General features: G+C 71.3%; 12 protein-coding genes and 1 pseudogene. 6 read left to right on the forward strand and 7 right to left on the reverse strand.

Annotation, left to right across the window (positions count from 1 at the left end; genetic code table 11):
* Nucleotides 1-143 precede the first annotated feature (143 nt).
* Both ABZ622_RS30805 and ABZ622_RS30810 read right to left on the reverse strand, forming a co-directional pair.
* A complete protein-coding gene (locus ABZ622_RS30805) occupies nucleotides 144-1232 on the reverse strand; it encodes a branched-chain amino acid aminotransferase (RefSeq protein WP_360548749.1) in 1089 nt (362 codons plus the stop codon).
* A 239-nt stretch (nucleotides 1233-1471) separates the two neighbouring features.
* Entirely contained in the window at nucleotides 1472-2515 is a 1044-nt protein-coding gene (locus tag ABZ622_RS30810; protein ID WP_360548751.1) for a 3-isopropylmalate dehydrogenase, read from the reverse strand.
* A 365-nt stretch (nucleotides 2516-2880) separates the two neighbouring features.
* Here ABZ622_RS30810 and ABZ622_RS30815 point away from each other — a divergent pair.
* Nucleotides 2881-3545: pseudogene (locus ABZ622_RS30815) on the forward strand (phosphoesterase); the annotation flags it as partial.
* A 534-nt stretch (nucleotides 3546-4079) separates the two neighbouring features.
* On the opposite strand, the gene ABZ622_RS30820 reads toward ABZ622_RS30815, so the two are convergent.
* Nucleotides 4080-4628 carry a GNAT family N-acetyltransferase gene (locus ABZ622_RS30820; protein ID WP_360548776.1) on the reverse strand — a complete coding sequence of 183 codons (549 nt, stop codon included), beginning with the start codon at nucleotides 4626-4628 and terminating at the stop codon, nucleotides 4080-4082.
* Between the two features lie 100 nt (nucleotides 4629-4728).
* Here ABZ622_RS30820 and ABZ622_RS30825 point away from each other — a divergent pair, with 100 nt between their 5' ends.
* The 4 genes from ABZ622_RS30825 (at nucleotide 4729) to ABZ622_RS30840 (ending at nucleotide 8155) form a co-directional block, all read left to right on the forward strand.
* Nucleotides 4729-5301, forward strand: a complete 573-nt coding sequence (locus ABZ622_RS30825; RefSeq protein WP_330434831.1) for a CDP-alcohol phosphatidyltransferase family protein — start codon at nucleotides 4729-4731, stop codon at nucleotides 5299-5301.
* The gene (locus tag ABZ622_RS30830) at nucleotides 5298-6158 is read left to right on the forward strand and encodes a phosphatidate cytidylyltransferase (RefSeq protein ID WP_360548754.1); all 861 of its coding nucleotides are present in this window, start codon (nucleotides 5298-5300) and stop codon (nucleotides 6156-6158) included. The genes ABZ622_RS30825 and ABZ622_RS30830 overlap by 4 nt, the downstream gene beginning before the upstream one ends.
* Before the next feature lie 17 nt (nucleotides 6159-6175).
* Entirely contained in the window at nucleotides 6176-7363 is a 1188-nt protein-coding gene (locus ABZ622_RS30835) for a lysophospholipid acyltransferase family protein (RefSeq protein ID WP_360548778.1), read from the forward strand.
* An 81-nt stretch (nucleotides 7364-7444) separates the two neighbouring features.
* Nucleotides 7445-8155 carry a nitroreductase family protein gene (locus ABZ622_RS30840; protein WP_360548756.1) on the forward strand — a complete coding sequence of 237 codons (711 nt, stop codon included), beginning with the start codon at nucleotides 7445-7447 and terminating at the stop codon, nucleotides 8153-8155.
* 117 nt (nucleotides 8156-8272) lie between these two features.
* Here the strand turns inward: ABZ622_RS30840 and pruA are convergent, their stop codons facing one another.
* Both pruA and ABZ622_RS30850 read right to left on the reverse strand, forming a co-directional pair.
* Nucleotides 8273-9904 carry an L-glutamate gamma-semialdehyde dehydrogenase gene (pruA, locus tag ABZ622_RS30845; RefSeq protein ID WP_360548758.1) on the reverse strand — a complete coding sequence of 544 codons (1632 nt, stop codon included), beginning with the start codon at nucleotides 9902-9904 and terminating at the stop codon, nucleotides 8273-8275.
* A gap of 38 nt (nucleotides 9905-9942) precedes the next feature.
* A complete protein-coding gene (locus tag ABZ622_RS30850) occupies nucleotides 9943-10869 on the reverse strand; it encodes a proline dehydrogenase family protein (RefSeq protein ID WP_360548760.1) in 927 nt (308 codons plus the stop codon).
* Nucleotides 10870-11048: 179 nt separating this feature from the next.
* On the opposite strand from ABZ622_RS30850, the gene ABZ622_RS30855 reads away from it, so the two are divergent.
* Nucleotides 11049-12191, forward strand: a complete 1143-nt coding sequence (locus ABZ622_RS30855) for a helix-turn-helix domain-containing protein (protein ID WP_360548762.1) — start codon at nucleotides 11049-11051, stop codon at nucleotides 12189-12191.
* Here the strand turns inward: ABZ622_RS30855 and ABZ622_RS30860 are convergent.
* Complete coding sequence (locus ABZ622_RS30860; protein WP_360548764.1) at nucleotides 12188-12787, reverse strand: TetR/AcrR family transcriptional regulator; 600 nt, start codon at nucleotides 12785-12787, stop codon at nucleotides 12188-12190. The two genes, ABZ622_RS30855 and ABZ622_RS30860, sit on opposite strands and share 4 nt — an antisense overlap.
* An 80-nt stretch (nucleotides 12788-12867) precedes the next feature.
* Complete coding sequence (gene serA, locus ABZ622_RS30865; protein WP_360548766.1) at nucleotides 12868-14460, reverse strand: phosphoglycerate dehydrogenase; 1593 nt, start codon at nucleotides 14458-14460, stop codon at nucleotides 12868-12870.
* Between the last annotated feature and the right edge of the window lie 370 nt (nucleotides 14461-14830).

The raw sequence follows: 14830 nt of genomic DNA on the forward strand, positions 1-14830 counted from the left end.
AGAGCGGCGTTCTAAGCGTGTGAGCGGGCACGCTCCGGCAGAAGGGAGGGCCTGTCCGGCGTCCCGCGCGCATACGAAAGCCGCGCCCGGCGGGAGCTGGGCGCGGCTTTTCGTCGTACGTGGTCGGCCCGGGGCCGGGATGACTAGCCGAGGGGGTGCATCCAGCCGTGGCTGTCCTCGGCGACGCCGCGCTGGATGTCCAGCAGGCGCTCACGCAGCTTCATCGTGACCTCGCCGGGCGTGCCGTCGCCCTGGACCCACTCGCCGCCCTCGGACTTGACGGTGCCGACCGGGGTGATGACGGCGGCGGTGCCGCAGGCGAAGACCTCGGTGAGGCCGCCGTTCGCGGTGTCGTCGCGCCACTGGTCGATGGAGACGCGGCCCTCCTCGGACTCGTAGCCGAGGTCGCGGGCGACCTTGAGCAGCGAGTCACGGGTGACACCGGCGAGCAGCGAGCCGGTCAGGGCCGGGGTGACGATCTTGTTCCCGTACACGAAGTACAGGTTCATGCCGCCGAGCTCCTCGACCCACTTGTGCTCGACCGCGTCGAGGTAGGCGACCTGGTCGCAGCCCTTCTCGGCGGCCTCGGCCTGGGCGAGCAGGGACGCGGCGTAGTTGCCGCCGGTCTTGGCGTCGCCCATGCCGCCGGGGACGGCGCGCACCCGGTTCTCGGAGAGCCAGATCGAGACCGGCTTCACACCGCCGGGGAAGTACGCGCCGGCGGGCGAGGCGATCACCAGGAACAGGTACTCGTTGGCGGGCCGCACGCCGAGACCGACCTCGGTCGCGATCATGAACGGGCGCAGGTAGAGGGACTCCTCGCCGCCGTGCGCCGGAACCCAGGCCTCGTCCTGCTTGACCAGCGCGTCGCAGGCCGCGATGAACGTCTCGACGGGCAGCTCCGGCATGGCCAGCCGGCGGGCGGAGGCCTGGAAGCGCTTGGCGTTGGCCTCGGGGCGGAAGGTGGCGACCGAGCCGTCGGGCTGGCGGTAGGCCTTGAGGCCCTCGAAGATCTCCTGCCCGTAGTGCAGGGTCATGTTGGCGGGGTCGATCGAAAGCGGGGCGTACGGCACGAGCTGGGCGTCGTGCCAGCCGCGGCCCTCGGTCCACCTGATCGTCACCATGTGATCGGTGAAGCGGCGGCCGAATCCGGGATTGACCATGCTCGCCTCGCGCTCCGCGTCGGACAGTGGGTTCGAGGAGGGCTTGAGCTCGATCGTGGGCGTCGTCATGAGTGCGTGTCCTTCACCGTTGTGTGTGTTGGACCGCGCTCACGCCGCTCCTGCCAGACAGGTGCTAGGACGTCCGAGTTTTGTTGCGAGCCACGGCCCCGTTCGATTATCGCTCCCGGGCGGCCGTGCACGAAACGACGCGTGTGCGGTCCAGTGGTCGATGGTGGCACCCGGGGCCGCACAAGGTGAAGCCGCCGGGTGAGGTGGTTGCCCGGCGGCTTCGGAACGGAGTCGTCGGATCAGTTCGCTACGCGTACCGCGAGCGCGTCGCCGATCTGTTCGGTCGTACGGCTCGTGACACCGTCGCGCTCCGCGAGGTCGGCGGATACGGCGTCCTCGATGCGTACCGCCTCGGCCTCGTGGCCGAGGTGGCGCAGCAGGAGGGCGACGGAGAGGACCGTGGCGGTCGGGTCGGCCTTGCCCTGGCCCGCGATGTCGGGGGCGGAGCCGTGGACCGGTTCGAACATCGACGGGAAGGTGCCCGTCGGGTTGATGTTGCCGGACGCGGCCAGGCCGATACCGCCGGTCACGGCGGCGGCGAGGTCGGTGAGGATGTCACCGAAGAGGTTGTCGGTGACGATGACGTCGAAGCGCTCCGGCTGGGTGACGAAGAAGATCGTCGCGGCGTCGACGTGCAGATAGTCGGTGGTGACCTCGGGGTACTCGGTCGCGACCTTGTCGAAGATGTTCTTCCACATGTGGCCCGCGTACACGAGGACGTTGTTCTTGTGCACCAGCGTCAGCTTCTTGCGCGGGCGGGCGTTCGCCCGCTCGAACGCGTCCCGGACGACGCGCTCGACGCCGTACGCGGTGTTGACGCTGACCTCGGTGGCGACCTCGGCCGGCGTACCGGTGCGCAGCGAGCCGCCGTTGCCGGTGTACGGGCCCTCGGTGCCCTCGCGGACGACGACGAAGTCGATGTCGGGGCGGCCGGCCAGCGGGGTCGCGGTGTTCGGGAACAGCTTCGACGGCCGCAGGTTGATGAAGTGGTCGAAGGCGAACCGCAGCTTCAGCAGCAGCCCGCGCTCCAGGACGCCCGACGGCACGGAGGGGTCGCCGATCGCGCCGAGCAGGATGGCGTCGTGCCCCTTGAGGGCTTCGAGCTCCGCGTCCGGGAGGGTTTCACCGGTGCGGTGCCACCGCTGGGCGCCAAGGTCGTACTCCTTGGTCTCCAGCTTCACGTCCTGCGGGAGAACAGCGTTGAGGACCTTGAGGCCCTGGGCCACGACCTCCTGGCCGATACCGTCACCGGGGATCACTGCGAGATTGATGCTGCGAGACATGTCCGCACCCTACTGCGCGTCCCACCCCATGACACGTCACGTCCACCATGCGGACACATGGCGGCGTCGGGCGGCGGGTGGATGTTCTGGTCCATGGACATCCCCCGTTTCGGAATCCCCGAGAAGCTCGCCGGCCGCATGAGCATGGCCGAGCAGCACGACTACCTGCGCACCCGGCTGACCCGGCGCGGTGGGGGCGGCGTACGCGAGCGTGGCGACCGCCGCCGGTGCCGGGCTCGGCACCTCGCTCGCCGCCTCGCCCGCGTACGCCGCCCCCACCGCGCTCACCCCGCACCGCGGCTCCCCCCGGGTGGACGGTTCGCTGGTGGCGCCGTTCGGCCGGCATCTGGCGTACGGCGCGGACCCGAAGACCCGGCGCCTACTCGTTCGTGCACGGCAATGTGGGGGTCGTCGCCCTCGACGCCAATGATGTCTCGTACGAGATCCCGGCCAACTTCGGGATCAGCGACGGCCGGCAGACCCGCTGGCTGGGCCGGCGCCTCGGTGAGCTGCGGGCCAGGCACGACATCGACTTCGTCGTGGTCTTCTTCCACCACTGCGCCTTCTCCACCACCAACGCGCACGCCTCCGACGGCGGGGTGCGCGACGCGTGGGTGCCGCTCTTCGAGAAGCACCAGGTGGACCTGGTCATCAACGGCCACAACCACGTCTACGAGCGCACCGACGCGATCCTCAACAACGCCGTCCGGCACAGGGTGCCGATCGGTGCGCGCACCGATCGGCACGGGACGGCATCGTGTACGTCACCGCGGGCGGCGCGGGCAAGGCGCTGTACGACTTCCCGGTGCCGGACACCTACGAGGGCCAGGTCGCGGACCGGGAGAGCGTGGACACGTACCACGTGGTCAAGGGCGGCGGGAAGGCCGCCGAGACCGTGGAGTGGTCCCGGGTGCGCTGCACCGGCTTCTCGTTCCTGGCGGTGGAGGTGCGGCCCGGCCGGCACAAGCGGATGAAGGTCACCGCGCTCGCCGAATCGGGCGAGCGCATCGACCACTTCGAGATCAGCCGGGCTGACCGTCCGTCGGGCCGGTCCGGTGACCGGCCCGTTCAGTCGGTCTCAGTGACCCGTGGAGCCACCGTTGTCCCTGCGGTCGAGGGCGCGCTGGAGGGCGGCGGCGGCATTGCGGCGCTCCGACTCGGTCGGGCGGGGGGTGTGACGGACACGGCGGGCAGTCGTCTGGACCATGATGGATCGACTCCTTGAGATCGCGAGGATTTCGAGATCGAAAATCGTGAAGATGATTTCGAGATCGGGATTTCGAGGCGCCGGAAAGGGCGGGGAGCGGGCGCCGCAGGGGTTGCCTGCACAAGGGCGCGCACTCACGACCGCCAGTCGCTGGATCTAGCGAGACGTTCGGCTCCTACAAAGCTAGGGCAGCCGGGCCGGTCTGTCTCCACAATTACTCGGACTTCCTACTATCTGAGACGGAGGTTTGCCCCCGGCCGTCCCCGGATTCCGGACGAGGGCCCGGACGGCAGGACATCGCCCCTGGTCAGACGGGGTGACACGGCCCGCGGACCGCCTCGTCGGGGCCTGTGTCGCTCACATCACGTCCCCGTCCCGCCAGTCGAAGACCAGCGTCCCGGAGCCGGTGGGCAGCCCGCGCCCGGCCGCGCCGCGGCGGACATAGGTGCTGCCCTCCTCGTCCGGCAGCCGCTCCACCCCGTACCGCGCCTGCACGGCGATCCGCCCCGGCCACACCCGCCAGCCGCGCCCGGCGTACAGCGCGGCCCCGGCGGCCGACGCGGACAGCGCGCCGAACGCGTACGCCCCGTCGACGACCTCCTCCAGCGCGGCCATGATCCGCCCGCCGAGCCCTTCCCGGCGCCGGTCCGCGCGGACCGCCACGGCCTCCACGTAGCCGATCCGGTACGAGCGGCCCAGGTGGACCACCCGGCGCTGGACGACGCTGCCGTGCGCCAGCAGACCGCTGCCGTCGCGTATCCACGCGTGGACGCCGCCGAGGCCGTGGTCCCAGTCGTCGTCGCTGAAGTCGCCCTCGAACGCGGTGTCCAGGAGCACCCGGATCTCATCGAGGTCTGCCCGGCCCAGTCGGCAGGTGTGCGCGGTGCGAAGGATCGGCTCGGTCATGTCCCTCAGCATCTCAGCCACCACGGCCGCCGAATACTCAGTGGGCATTTGAGTACCTGCCACGTGTCGAAGGACTGTGCGTCGCACGACAGTTGGACACATGAACGGCCTCTACGCTCTCAAGCCCTGGTACGCGGACCGGCTCTCCGGTGTCCGCGCCTCGCTGGTCCGCCGTGAGGTGTCGCCCGACACCCTCACCGCGGCCGGCGTGGTCTCGGCGGCCGGTGCCGCCGCCGCGCTGGCCTGGCTGCCCGCCGGCCCCGCCGCCCTGCCGGTCGCCGTGCTGCTCGCCGCCCGGCTCGCCTTCGCCAACCTGGACGGCGCGCTGGCCCGTGACACCGGCCGGACGACCCGGCGCGGCGCGGTGCTCAACGAACTCGGCGACCGGGTGGCGGATCTGGTCGTGCTGGCCGGCTTCCTGGCGCTCGCCCCGCTGTGGCTGGTGGCGGTGGCCGGGCTCGCGGCGACCCTGCCGTCCTGGGTGTCGCTGGCCGGGGCGGCGGCGGGCGCGCCCCGGCGCAACGGCGGCCCGGTCGGCAAGACCGAACGCTGTCTGCTGGTCGTGGTCGCGGCGGCGAGCGGCTGGGCGGTACCCGTACTGATCGTGATCGCCGCCGGTTCGCTGCTCACCGCGGTGCTCCGGCTGGCGGGCCTGTGGCGGGAGCTGGCATGAGCGTCGTACTGATCGCGGAGGAGGCCGCGGCACGGGCCGTGCCGCTGGTCGCGGGGGTGCTGGGGGCGGGCGGTGTCGCCGTCGCCGTACTGCCGTCGAAGGTCCGGATGCGGGCCGAGCTGCGCAAGCGGTGGCGGACCTGGGCGCTGGTGGCGCCGGTCTTCCTGGGGGCGTACTTCCTTGGCGGCGGCGGGACGTTCGCGCTGGCCGCGGGGCTCGGGGTGGTCGCGGCGGGCGAGTTCGCGCAGATGGCCGGGCTGCGCCGCGGCGACCTGGCGGTGCTCGTGACGGCCGCGGTGGCGCTCCCCGCGCTGGCGTGGGTGGCGCCACAACTCCTCGACGTCCGGGCGGCGGCACTGCTGCTGGTGGCGGCCGCGCTCCCACCGGTACTCGGCGGGGACGACCGGACCGGCTTCACCCGCACCGCGCGCACCGCCTTCGGGCTGCTGTGGATCCCGGTCGGGCTGACCGGCCTGGTGACGCTCGGGGACACAGGTGTCGCGGTGGGTCTTGCGGTGGCGCTCGGCGATGTCGGCGCCTGGTGCGGCGGTACGGCGCTGGGCCGCCGGGGCCCGCTCGCCCGGCCGCTGTCGCCGCTCTCCCCCAACAAGACATGGGCGGGGGTACTGGGCGCGGCGGTGGCGACGGCCCTGCCGCTGCTCGTGCTCGGCGAGTTCACGCCCCTGCTGTGGGCCGCGGTGATCGGTGGCTGCGTCCTCGGTGACCTGCTCGAATCGATGGTCAAGCGCGAGTCGGGGGTGAAGGACGCGGGCAGCTGGCTGCCCGGCTTCGGCGGCCTCCTCGACCGGATCGACTCCTTGCTGGTGGCCCTTCTCCTGACGATGGTGATGACATGACCCGCACCCTTGCGCGCATGCCCGGCCGGGTCGCGCTGCCCGCCCGTTCCCGGTTCACCGCCGCGCTCCGGCGCGGTCTGTGGTGGGGCGTTCTCAGCCTCACCGGCGGGGTGGAGCGGCGCGGCCGGCTGCCGCGCGGCGGCTGTGTCGTCGTCGCCAACCACTCCTCGCACGCCGATACGGCCGCGCTGCTCGCCGCGCTCGACGCCCGGCACACCCCGGCGATCGGCGCGGCGGCCGACTACTGGTTCGCCTCGCCGTGGCGGCGCCGGATCTGCCGCCGGCTCGCGGCCGGCTTCCCGGTCCGGCGCAGCGGCGGCGGCATGGACGACCTGCTGTCCATGGCGGACGAGCTCCGCTCCGGCCGGGCGGTCGTCCTGTTCCCGGAGGGGACCCGGGGCAAGGACGGCGAGCTGGGCTCCTTCCACCGCGGCGCGCTGGTGCTGGCCGAGCGGGCGGGCGTCCCGGTGGTGCCGGTGGGGATCGCGGGGACGGACCGGCTGCTGCCCAAGCACGGCCGGCTGCGCTCGGCGCTGGTGCGGGTGTCCATCGGTGAACCGCTGCCGTCGACGGCCGGACCGCGGGAGGCCCGCGACGCGGTGGTCGCGCTGCAGGCGCGTACCGTCGCCGAACCGCTGCGGGACTCCGCGACGCGGCGCCGGGTGGCGTCGGTCGTCACCTCGCGCCGGGGCGTCCCGCTGGCGTTCGGGTGGGCGCTGGCGGAGGCGCTGAGCTGGCCGTTGATGCCGGAGCTGCTGCTGGGCGTGGTCTGTGTGGCGGTGCCGGGGGCGGCGCTGCGGATGTCGCTGGGCGCGCTCGCCGGGAGCCTGGCCGGGGGCCTGCTCGCCCTTCAGCTGGCCTCGGCCGGCGTACAGCTGCCCGCCCCGCTGACCACGGACCGGATGCGCGCGGAGGTCCGGGCCGAACTCGCGCTGGAAGGGGCGTCGGCGGTGCGGCACCAGCCGTGGAACGGCATTCCGTTCAAGGTGTACGGGGCCGAGGCGGGCCGCGCCGGGGTGCCCGCGCTCGACTGGCTCACCGCTTCGGCGACGGCCCGGGGGTCCCGGACGCTCACCGTGGGGCTCGGCTTCGCCGCCTTCGGGCTGCTGATGCGCCGCCACCGCCGCCAGTACGGCCGCTATCTGGTCCTGCTGGGCGGCGGGTTCACGGCGGGGCTCTCGATGATCGTCGCGGGCTGGGGCTGAGCGGACACTGACCGACGGGCGCACCGCTTCTGTCCGAGGACGCTCTGGTCCGGACCAGTGGCCGCCCGCCAGACTGCCGCCATGTCCGACACCACAGCCGTACCCCAGCAGTGGACGCCCATCCATGGCGCGCCCTACCAGCCGGTCCCCCACCGCCCCGAACGGATCGCGGCCGACGAGTCGCTCGCCCGTGCCGCCCGGCTGCGGGAGCGGATGGGCAAGCGCAGGACCGTGCGCCGGTTCTCGTCCGACCCCGTTCCCGAGCAGGTCGTGAAGGACGCGATCGCCTGTGCCGCGACCGCCCCGTCCGGCGCCCATCAGCAGCCGTGGACCTTCGTCCTGGTCAAGGATCCGGAAGTACGCGGGCTCATCCGTGAGGCGGCCGAGCACGAGGAGCGGATCAGCTACGACGGCAGGCTCGGCGAGGAGTGGCTGGCGGCGCTGCGCCCGCTGGGCACGGACGCCGTCAAGGCCCACATGACGGACGCCCCGGCCCTGGTCGTGGTCTTCCAGCAGCGGTACTGGGTGGGCGAGGACGGCGCCCGGCACAAGCACTACTACGTCGACGAGTCGGTCGGGATCGCCGTCGGGATGCTGCTCTCGGCCCTGCACCTCTCGGGCCTGGCGGCGCTGATCCACACGCCGAGCCCGATGCGGTTCCTGCGCGAAGTACTGGACCGGCCGGAGAACGAGAAGGCGTTCGCGGTGATTCCGGTCGGGTATCCGGCCGACGACTGCGAGGTGCCCGGCCTGGTACGGAAGTCGCTGGACCAGGTGCTCGTGGAGATCTGAGCGCGGGCCGGGAATGGAAACCGCCCCCCGGCCGGCAGGGGAACCGGGCGGGAGGCGGAATTCGGGGCGGGGCGCCGGGGGTGGGGCGCCCCGGAGGGGAGGGTGGCGGGTGGCCTCTTAGCCCTGGTGGGGGTAGGTGTAGTCGGTCGGCGGGACCAGCGTCTCCTTGATGGCCCGGGTCAGGGTCCAGCGCTGGAGGTTCTGCGGGGCGCCCGCCTTGTCGTTGGTGCCCGAGGCACGGCCACCGCCGAAGGGCTGCTGGCCGACGACGGCACCGGTCGACTTGTCGTTGATGTAGAAGTTGCCCGCGGCGTAGCGCAGCTTCTCCATCGTGTACGCGGCCGCGGCGCGGTCGTTCGAGATGACCGAGCCGGTCAGCGCGTAGTCGGAGACCGACTCCATCTGCTCCAGCATCGCGTCGTACGTGGCGTCCTCGTAGACGTGCACGGCGAGGATCGGGCCGAAGTACTCGGTCGTGAAGACCTCGTTCGAAGGGTCGCTGCACTCGATGACGGTCGGGCGGACGAAGTAGCCCACCGAGTCGTCGTACGTGCCGCCCGCGACGATCGTGCAGGACGGGTCGGCCTTCGCGCGGTCGATCGCGGCCTTGTTCTTGGCGAACGAGCGCTCGTCGATGACGGCGCCGATGAAGTTCGACAGGTCGGTGACGTCACCCATGGAGATGGAGTCGACCTCGGCGGCGAACTTCTCCTTGAAACCGGAGTTCCAGATGGAGGCCGGGACGTAGGCGCGGGAGGAGGCCGAGCACTTCTGGCCCTGGAACTCGAAGGAGCCGCGGGTCAGCGCGGTCTTCAGGACGGCGTGGTCGGCCGACGGGTGGGCGACGACGAAGTCCTTGCCACCGGTCTCGCCGACGAGCCGCGGATAGGTGCGGTAGTTGGCGATGTTGTTGCCGACCGTCTTCCACAGGTGCTGGAAGGTGGGGGTCGAGCCGGTGAAGTGGATGCCGGCCAGGTCGCGGTGGTTCAGGGCCACCTCGGAGACGGCGATGCCGTCACCGGTCACCAGGTTGATGACGCCCTTGGGCAGACCGGCCTCTTCCAGCAGCTGCATCAGCAGCACGGCAGCGTGGGTCTGCGTCGGGGACGGCTTCCACACCACGACGTTGCCCATGAGGGCGGGGGCGGTGGGCAGGTTGCCCGCGATGGCCGTGAAGTTGAACGGCGTGATCGCGTAGACGAAGCCCTCCAGCGGGCGGTGGTCCATGCGGTTCCACACGCCCGGCGAGTTGGCCGGGGGCTGCTCGGCGAGGATCTGGCGCGCGTAGTGCACGTTGAAGCGCCAGAAGTCGACGAGCTCGCAGGGGGTGTCGATCTCGGCCTGCTGCGCGGTCTTGGACTGGCCGAGCATCGTGGAGGCGGCCATCGTCTCGCGCCACGGGCCGGACAGCAGCTCGGCGGCGCGCAGGATGATCGCGGCGCGGTCGTCGAAGGACATCGCGCGCCAGGCCGGGGCGGCGGCGAGCGCGGCGTCGATCGCGTCCTGCGCGTCCTTCTGCGTGGCGCCCGCGAAGGTACCGATGACGGCCTTGTGGTTGTGCGGCTGTACGACGTCGAAACGCTCGCCGCCGCCCATCCGCTTCTCGCCACCGATGGTCATCGGAAGGTCGATCGGGTTCTGGCTAAGCTCCTTGAGCTTCACCTCCAGGCGGGCACGCTCCGGGGAGCCCGGGGCGTAGGAGTGGACCGGCTCGTTGACCGGCGCGGGGACCTGGGTCACAGCGTCCATGAGTTCCGTTGCTCCTTGAGTAGAGAGGTGGAGGGGGCTCAGCCCTTGGTGAGGATCGAGCGGCCGAAGAACAGCAGGTTCGCCGGCTTCTCGGCGAGGCGGCGCATGAAGTAGCCGTACCAGTCGGTGCCGTACGCCGTGTAGACACGCATCCGGTGTCCCTCGGCCGCGAGCCGGAGGTGCTCGTCGCTGCGGATGCCGTACAGCATCTGGAACTCGTACTCATCCAGTTTGCGCCCGGCCTTGCGGCCCAGCTCCTGGGCGATGGCGATCAGACGCGGATCGTGCGACCCGATCATCGGGTAGCCCTCGCCCTCCATGAGAGTGCGCAGGATACGGACGTACGCCTTGTCGATCTCGGCCTTGTCCTGGTACGCGACGGAGGCGGGCTCCTTGTAGGCGCCCTTCACGATGCGGACGCGGCTGCCGGCGTCGGCCAGGCGGCGGGCGTCGTCCTCGGTGCGGAACAGGTAGGCCTGGATCACGCAGCCGGTCTGCGGGAAGTCCTTCCGCAGCTCCTCGTGGATGGCGAACATCGAGTCGAGGGTGGTGTGGTCCTCGGCGTCCAGGGTGACCGTGGTGCCGATCTCGGCGGCGGCCTCGACGACCGGGCGGACGTTGGCGAGCGCCAGCTCGTGTCCGCCGTCCAGCGCCTGGCCGAACATGGAGAGCTTGACGGACATCTCGGCCCTGGTGCCCAGGCCGAGGTCCTTGAGGCGCTCGATCAGTTCGAGGTAGGCGTCGCGGGCCGCGGCGGCCTGCTCGGGGGTGGTGATGTCCTCACCGACCACGTCGAGGGTGACTTCGAGGCCGTTGCCGGTGGCGTCCTCGATGATCGGGACGACCTGGTCGACGGTCTCACCGGCGATGAACCGGTCGACGACCTGCTTGGTGCCAGGTGCGGCCGAGATGAAACGGCGCATCTTGTCGCTGCGGGACGCGGCGAGGATCACGGGACCCAGCACGGGGCACCTCCACGGAAAGTACGAACGAAGGCCGTACCGGCACATCAGGAACAGACCGGTACAGCACGGAGAACCACCGTGAAATCTAAGGATCTCTCCGATCCTTAGCCATCGACAGCTGTCACGCATCCGTTCCCCGGTTCTCAGACATATGTCTGAAGGGGTGCGAGAATGGCCGGGTGAAGGGCGATTACCAGGAGCTGGTCGACGAGATCTCCGGGCTGCTCGGCGCCCCCGCGACGCTGGAGAACCGGGACTTCGGCCTGGTCGCCTTCGGCGCCCACGACAGCGACGACGACACCACGATGGACCCGGTCCGCACCCGCTCGATCCTGACCCGCCGCTCCACCCCCGCCGTCCGCGCCTGGTTCGAGGGCTTCGGCATCACCCGCGCCACCGGCCCGGTCCGCATTCCGGCGGCCCCCGAGGCAGGTGTCTTCCGGGGCCGCATCTGTCTGCCCGTACGCCATCGGGGCGCCGTGCTCGGCTACGTATGGCTGCTCGACGCGGACCCCGGGCCGACCGACGAACAGCTGAGGGCGGCGATGGAGGTGGCGGCCCGGATCGGGGCACTGCTCGCCGACGAGGCGCGGGCGGGCACCGATACGTCCCGGGAGTTCGGTGCGGTGCTGACCGCCGGGCGGGGCTGGCAGCGCGACATGGCGGTGGCCGCGCTGTACGAGGCGCTGGGGCCGGACGCGAAGGGACTGCACACGGTGGTGTGTGTGACCCCGTGGCCGGACGATCCGCCGTCGGTCCGGGCGGTCCCGTCCACGGCGGCGCTGTCCTCGGTGCCCGGGACCGGGGGGTTCCCCTCGCTGGCCGCGCTGGTCCGGCTGCGCTCCACCGATGTCCTCGAACCGGCGCTCACCGCCGCGGACCGGCTGCGGTCGGCGGCGGGCCGGGACGCCACCGCCGGGGTCGCGGTGCCCCGCCGGGGTCTCGCGGAGCTGGCCGCGGCCTGGCACGAGGCGGTGGCCGCCGCCCGCGCGGCGGCGGCCGAGTCCCGGTTCGGGCCGGTGGCACAGTGGTCGTCGATCGGGCCGTACCGGCTGCTGACCGCGCTGCCCGCGGAGGCGGTCGCAGACCCGGTGGCCCGTACCCTGCTCACCCCGCCGCACAAGGACCTGGCCCGCACCGCCGAGGTGTTCCTCGACTGCGCGGGCCAGGCGTCCCGGACGGCCGCGGCCCTCGGGGTCCACCGCCAGACGCTCTACTACCGGCTCTCCCGGATCCAGCAGCTCACCGGCCTCGATCTCAACGACGGCGAGGACCGGCTGCTGCTGCACATGGCGCTCAAGAGCGCGCGGCTCGGGAGTTAGACCCTCTCGTCCGAATCCGCCCGGCCCTCCAGCACGATCTTCAGACCGTCCGTCAAGTCCTGTGCGGACGGGGCGGATTCGCTGTCCATCATCCACTGGACCATCACGCCGGCGAGCAGCGCCTGGCAGAACAGTCCGGCCACCCGCGCCCTCTCGGGGTCCTTCTCCGGGTCGATGCCGAGCATGTTCTCGGCGAGCCCGTCGCGCCCCTCGCGCTGCGGGCCCATCAGGGCCTTCCGCAGCTCCGGGTCCTTGTCGATCCGGGAGACGACCTCCATCTGGAGCTGCCAGACGGACCGGGTCTCCGGGTAGCTGTCGATCACCCGCTGCCAGGTCTCGCGGAACTGGTCCAGCGGCTCCCGGGGTCCGGCGCTCTCCGCGCTCCCGTCCGGCTGCTCGGTGAGCACATCGCCCCACTCCTCCGTCACCTTGAGGAAGGCGAGGTTGAGCAGGGCCTCCTTGGAGCCGTAGTGGTAGCCGATGGAGGCGAGGTTCGTACCGGAGGCGGCCACGATGTCGCGCGCCGTCGTCCGGGCGTACCCCTTCTCCAGCAGGCAGCGCTTGGCGCCTTCGAGCAGATCCTCACGGTGTCCCATGAAAGCAGCGTACCCGGCATGCAGACGTTTGTGTAAGACGCACGTCTAGATGCCGGGTACGCGGAAGGGCTCCGGACCGGTCAGTCGGTCAGGTTCACCGTGCGGGCCGAATTGGCGCCGATCTCGGTGGAGATCTCGGCGAGCACCGACGCCGGGACGTCGTCGTCGACGGTGAGCACGACCAGCGCCTCGCCGCCCGCGTCCGTCCGCGAGACCTGCATGCCCGCGATGTTCAGACCGGCCTCGCCGAGGATCCGGCCGACCGTGCCGACGACACCGGGACGGTCCTCGTAGCGCAGCACCACCATGTGGTCGGCCAGCGCCAGGTCCACGTCGTAATCGCCGACGGCGACGATCTTCTGGAGGTGCTTGGGCCCGGCCAGCGTGCCGGAGACCGAGACCTCCTCGCCGCCCGAGAGCGTGCCGCGCACGGTGACCACATTGCGGTGGTCGGGCGACTCGGAGCTGGTGGTGAGACGGACCTCGACACCGCGCTCCTGCGCGAAGAGCGGAGCGTTCACATACGACACGGTCTCGTCGACGACGTCCTCGAACACGCCCTTGAGCGCGGAGAGTTCGAGCACCTTGACGTCGTGCTGGGTGATCTCGCCGTACACCTCGACGTCGAGGCGGACCGCGACCTCGCCCGCGAGCGCGGTGAAGATCCGGCCGAGCTTCTCGGCGAGCGGCAGACCCGGGCGCACGTCCTCGGCGATGACGCCGCCCTGGACGTTGACCGCGTCCGGCACCAGCTCACCGGCCAGCGCCAGACGCACCGACCTGGCGACCGCGATGCCCGCCTTCTCCTGGGCCTCGTCGGTGGAGGCACCGAGGTGCGGGGTGCAGACGACCTGGTCGAACTCGAACAGCGGGGAGTCCGTGCAGGGCTCCTTCGCGTACACGTCGAGACCGGCGCCGGCGACGCGGCCCTCCTTGAGCGCGGAGGCGAGCGCCGCCTCGTCGACGATGCCACCGCGCGCGGCGTTGACGATCCGGACCGAGGGCTTCACCTTGTGCAGCGCCTCGTCGCCGATCAGGCCGAGCGTCTCGGGGGTCTTGGGCAGGTGCACGGTGATGAAGTCCGCGACCTCCAGCAGCTCGTCGAGCGTCAGGAGCTTGACGCCCATCTGCGCGGCGCGCGCGGGCTGCACATAGGGGTCGTACGCGACGATCTTCATGCCGAAGGCCGACATGCGCTGCGCGACCAGGACGCCGATGCGGCCGAGGCCGACGACACCGAGGGTCTTCTCGCTGAGCTCGACGCCGGTGTACTTGGAGCGCTTCCACTCGCCGTTCTTGAGGGCGCTGTTGGCCTGCGGGATGTTGCGCGCGGTGGCGACCAGCAGACCGCAGGCCAGCTCGGCGGCGGTGACGATGTTGGAGGTCGGTGCGTTCACGACCATCACGCCGGCCTTGGTGGCGGCGGAGACGTCGACGTTGTCCAGACCGACGCCCGCGCGGGCGACGACCTTCAGCTTCTTCGCGACGGCGATGGCCTCGGCGTCGACCTTGGTGGCGGAGCGCACCAGGATGGCGTCGACATCGGCGATCGCGGGGAGGAGCTCGGCGCGGTCCGCGCCGTTGCAGTGCCGGATTTCGAAGTCCGGGCCCAGCGCGTCCACCGTGGCGGGCGACAGCTCTTCAGCAATGAGTACGACAGGTTTCGAGCTCACGTGAGTCCTCACAGGTCCAGTGCGGACGGCCGTCCCGACGGCCGCAGGCGGTGGAGGGGCTTGCCGCGTGGAAGACGCACGACACTGTGGGCCTGACGCGTGTATGTGTGGAGAAGTGTAGTCATGCGCAAGGACGCATACTGCGCCCCGTTGGAAGGATCACCCACACGGGGGTGGCCGACTTGTACACACGTACGACGCCGCCTCTTCCAGCGGTGAAGAAGGAGGCGCCCCGGGGGGCGGGTCGGCAGACCCGCCCCCCGGGGCGTCGGTGTTACGCGTCCTCGTCGTTGACCCAGCTCATGAGCTTGCGCAGCTCGCGGCCGGTGGTCTCCAGGAGGTGGTCGCTGTCGGCCTTCTTGTACTCGTT

The organism is Streptomyces sp. NPDC007164 (assembly GCF_040634135.1).
Lineage (GTDB): Bacteria > Actinomycetota > Actinomycetes > Streptomycetales > Streptomycetaceae > Streptomyces > Streptomyces sanglieri.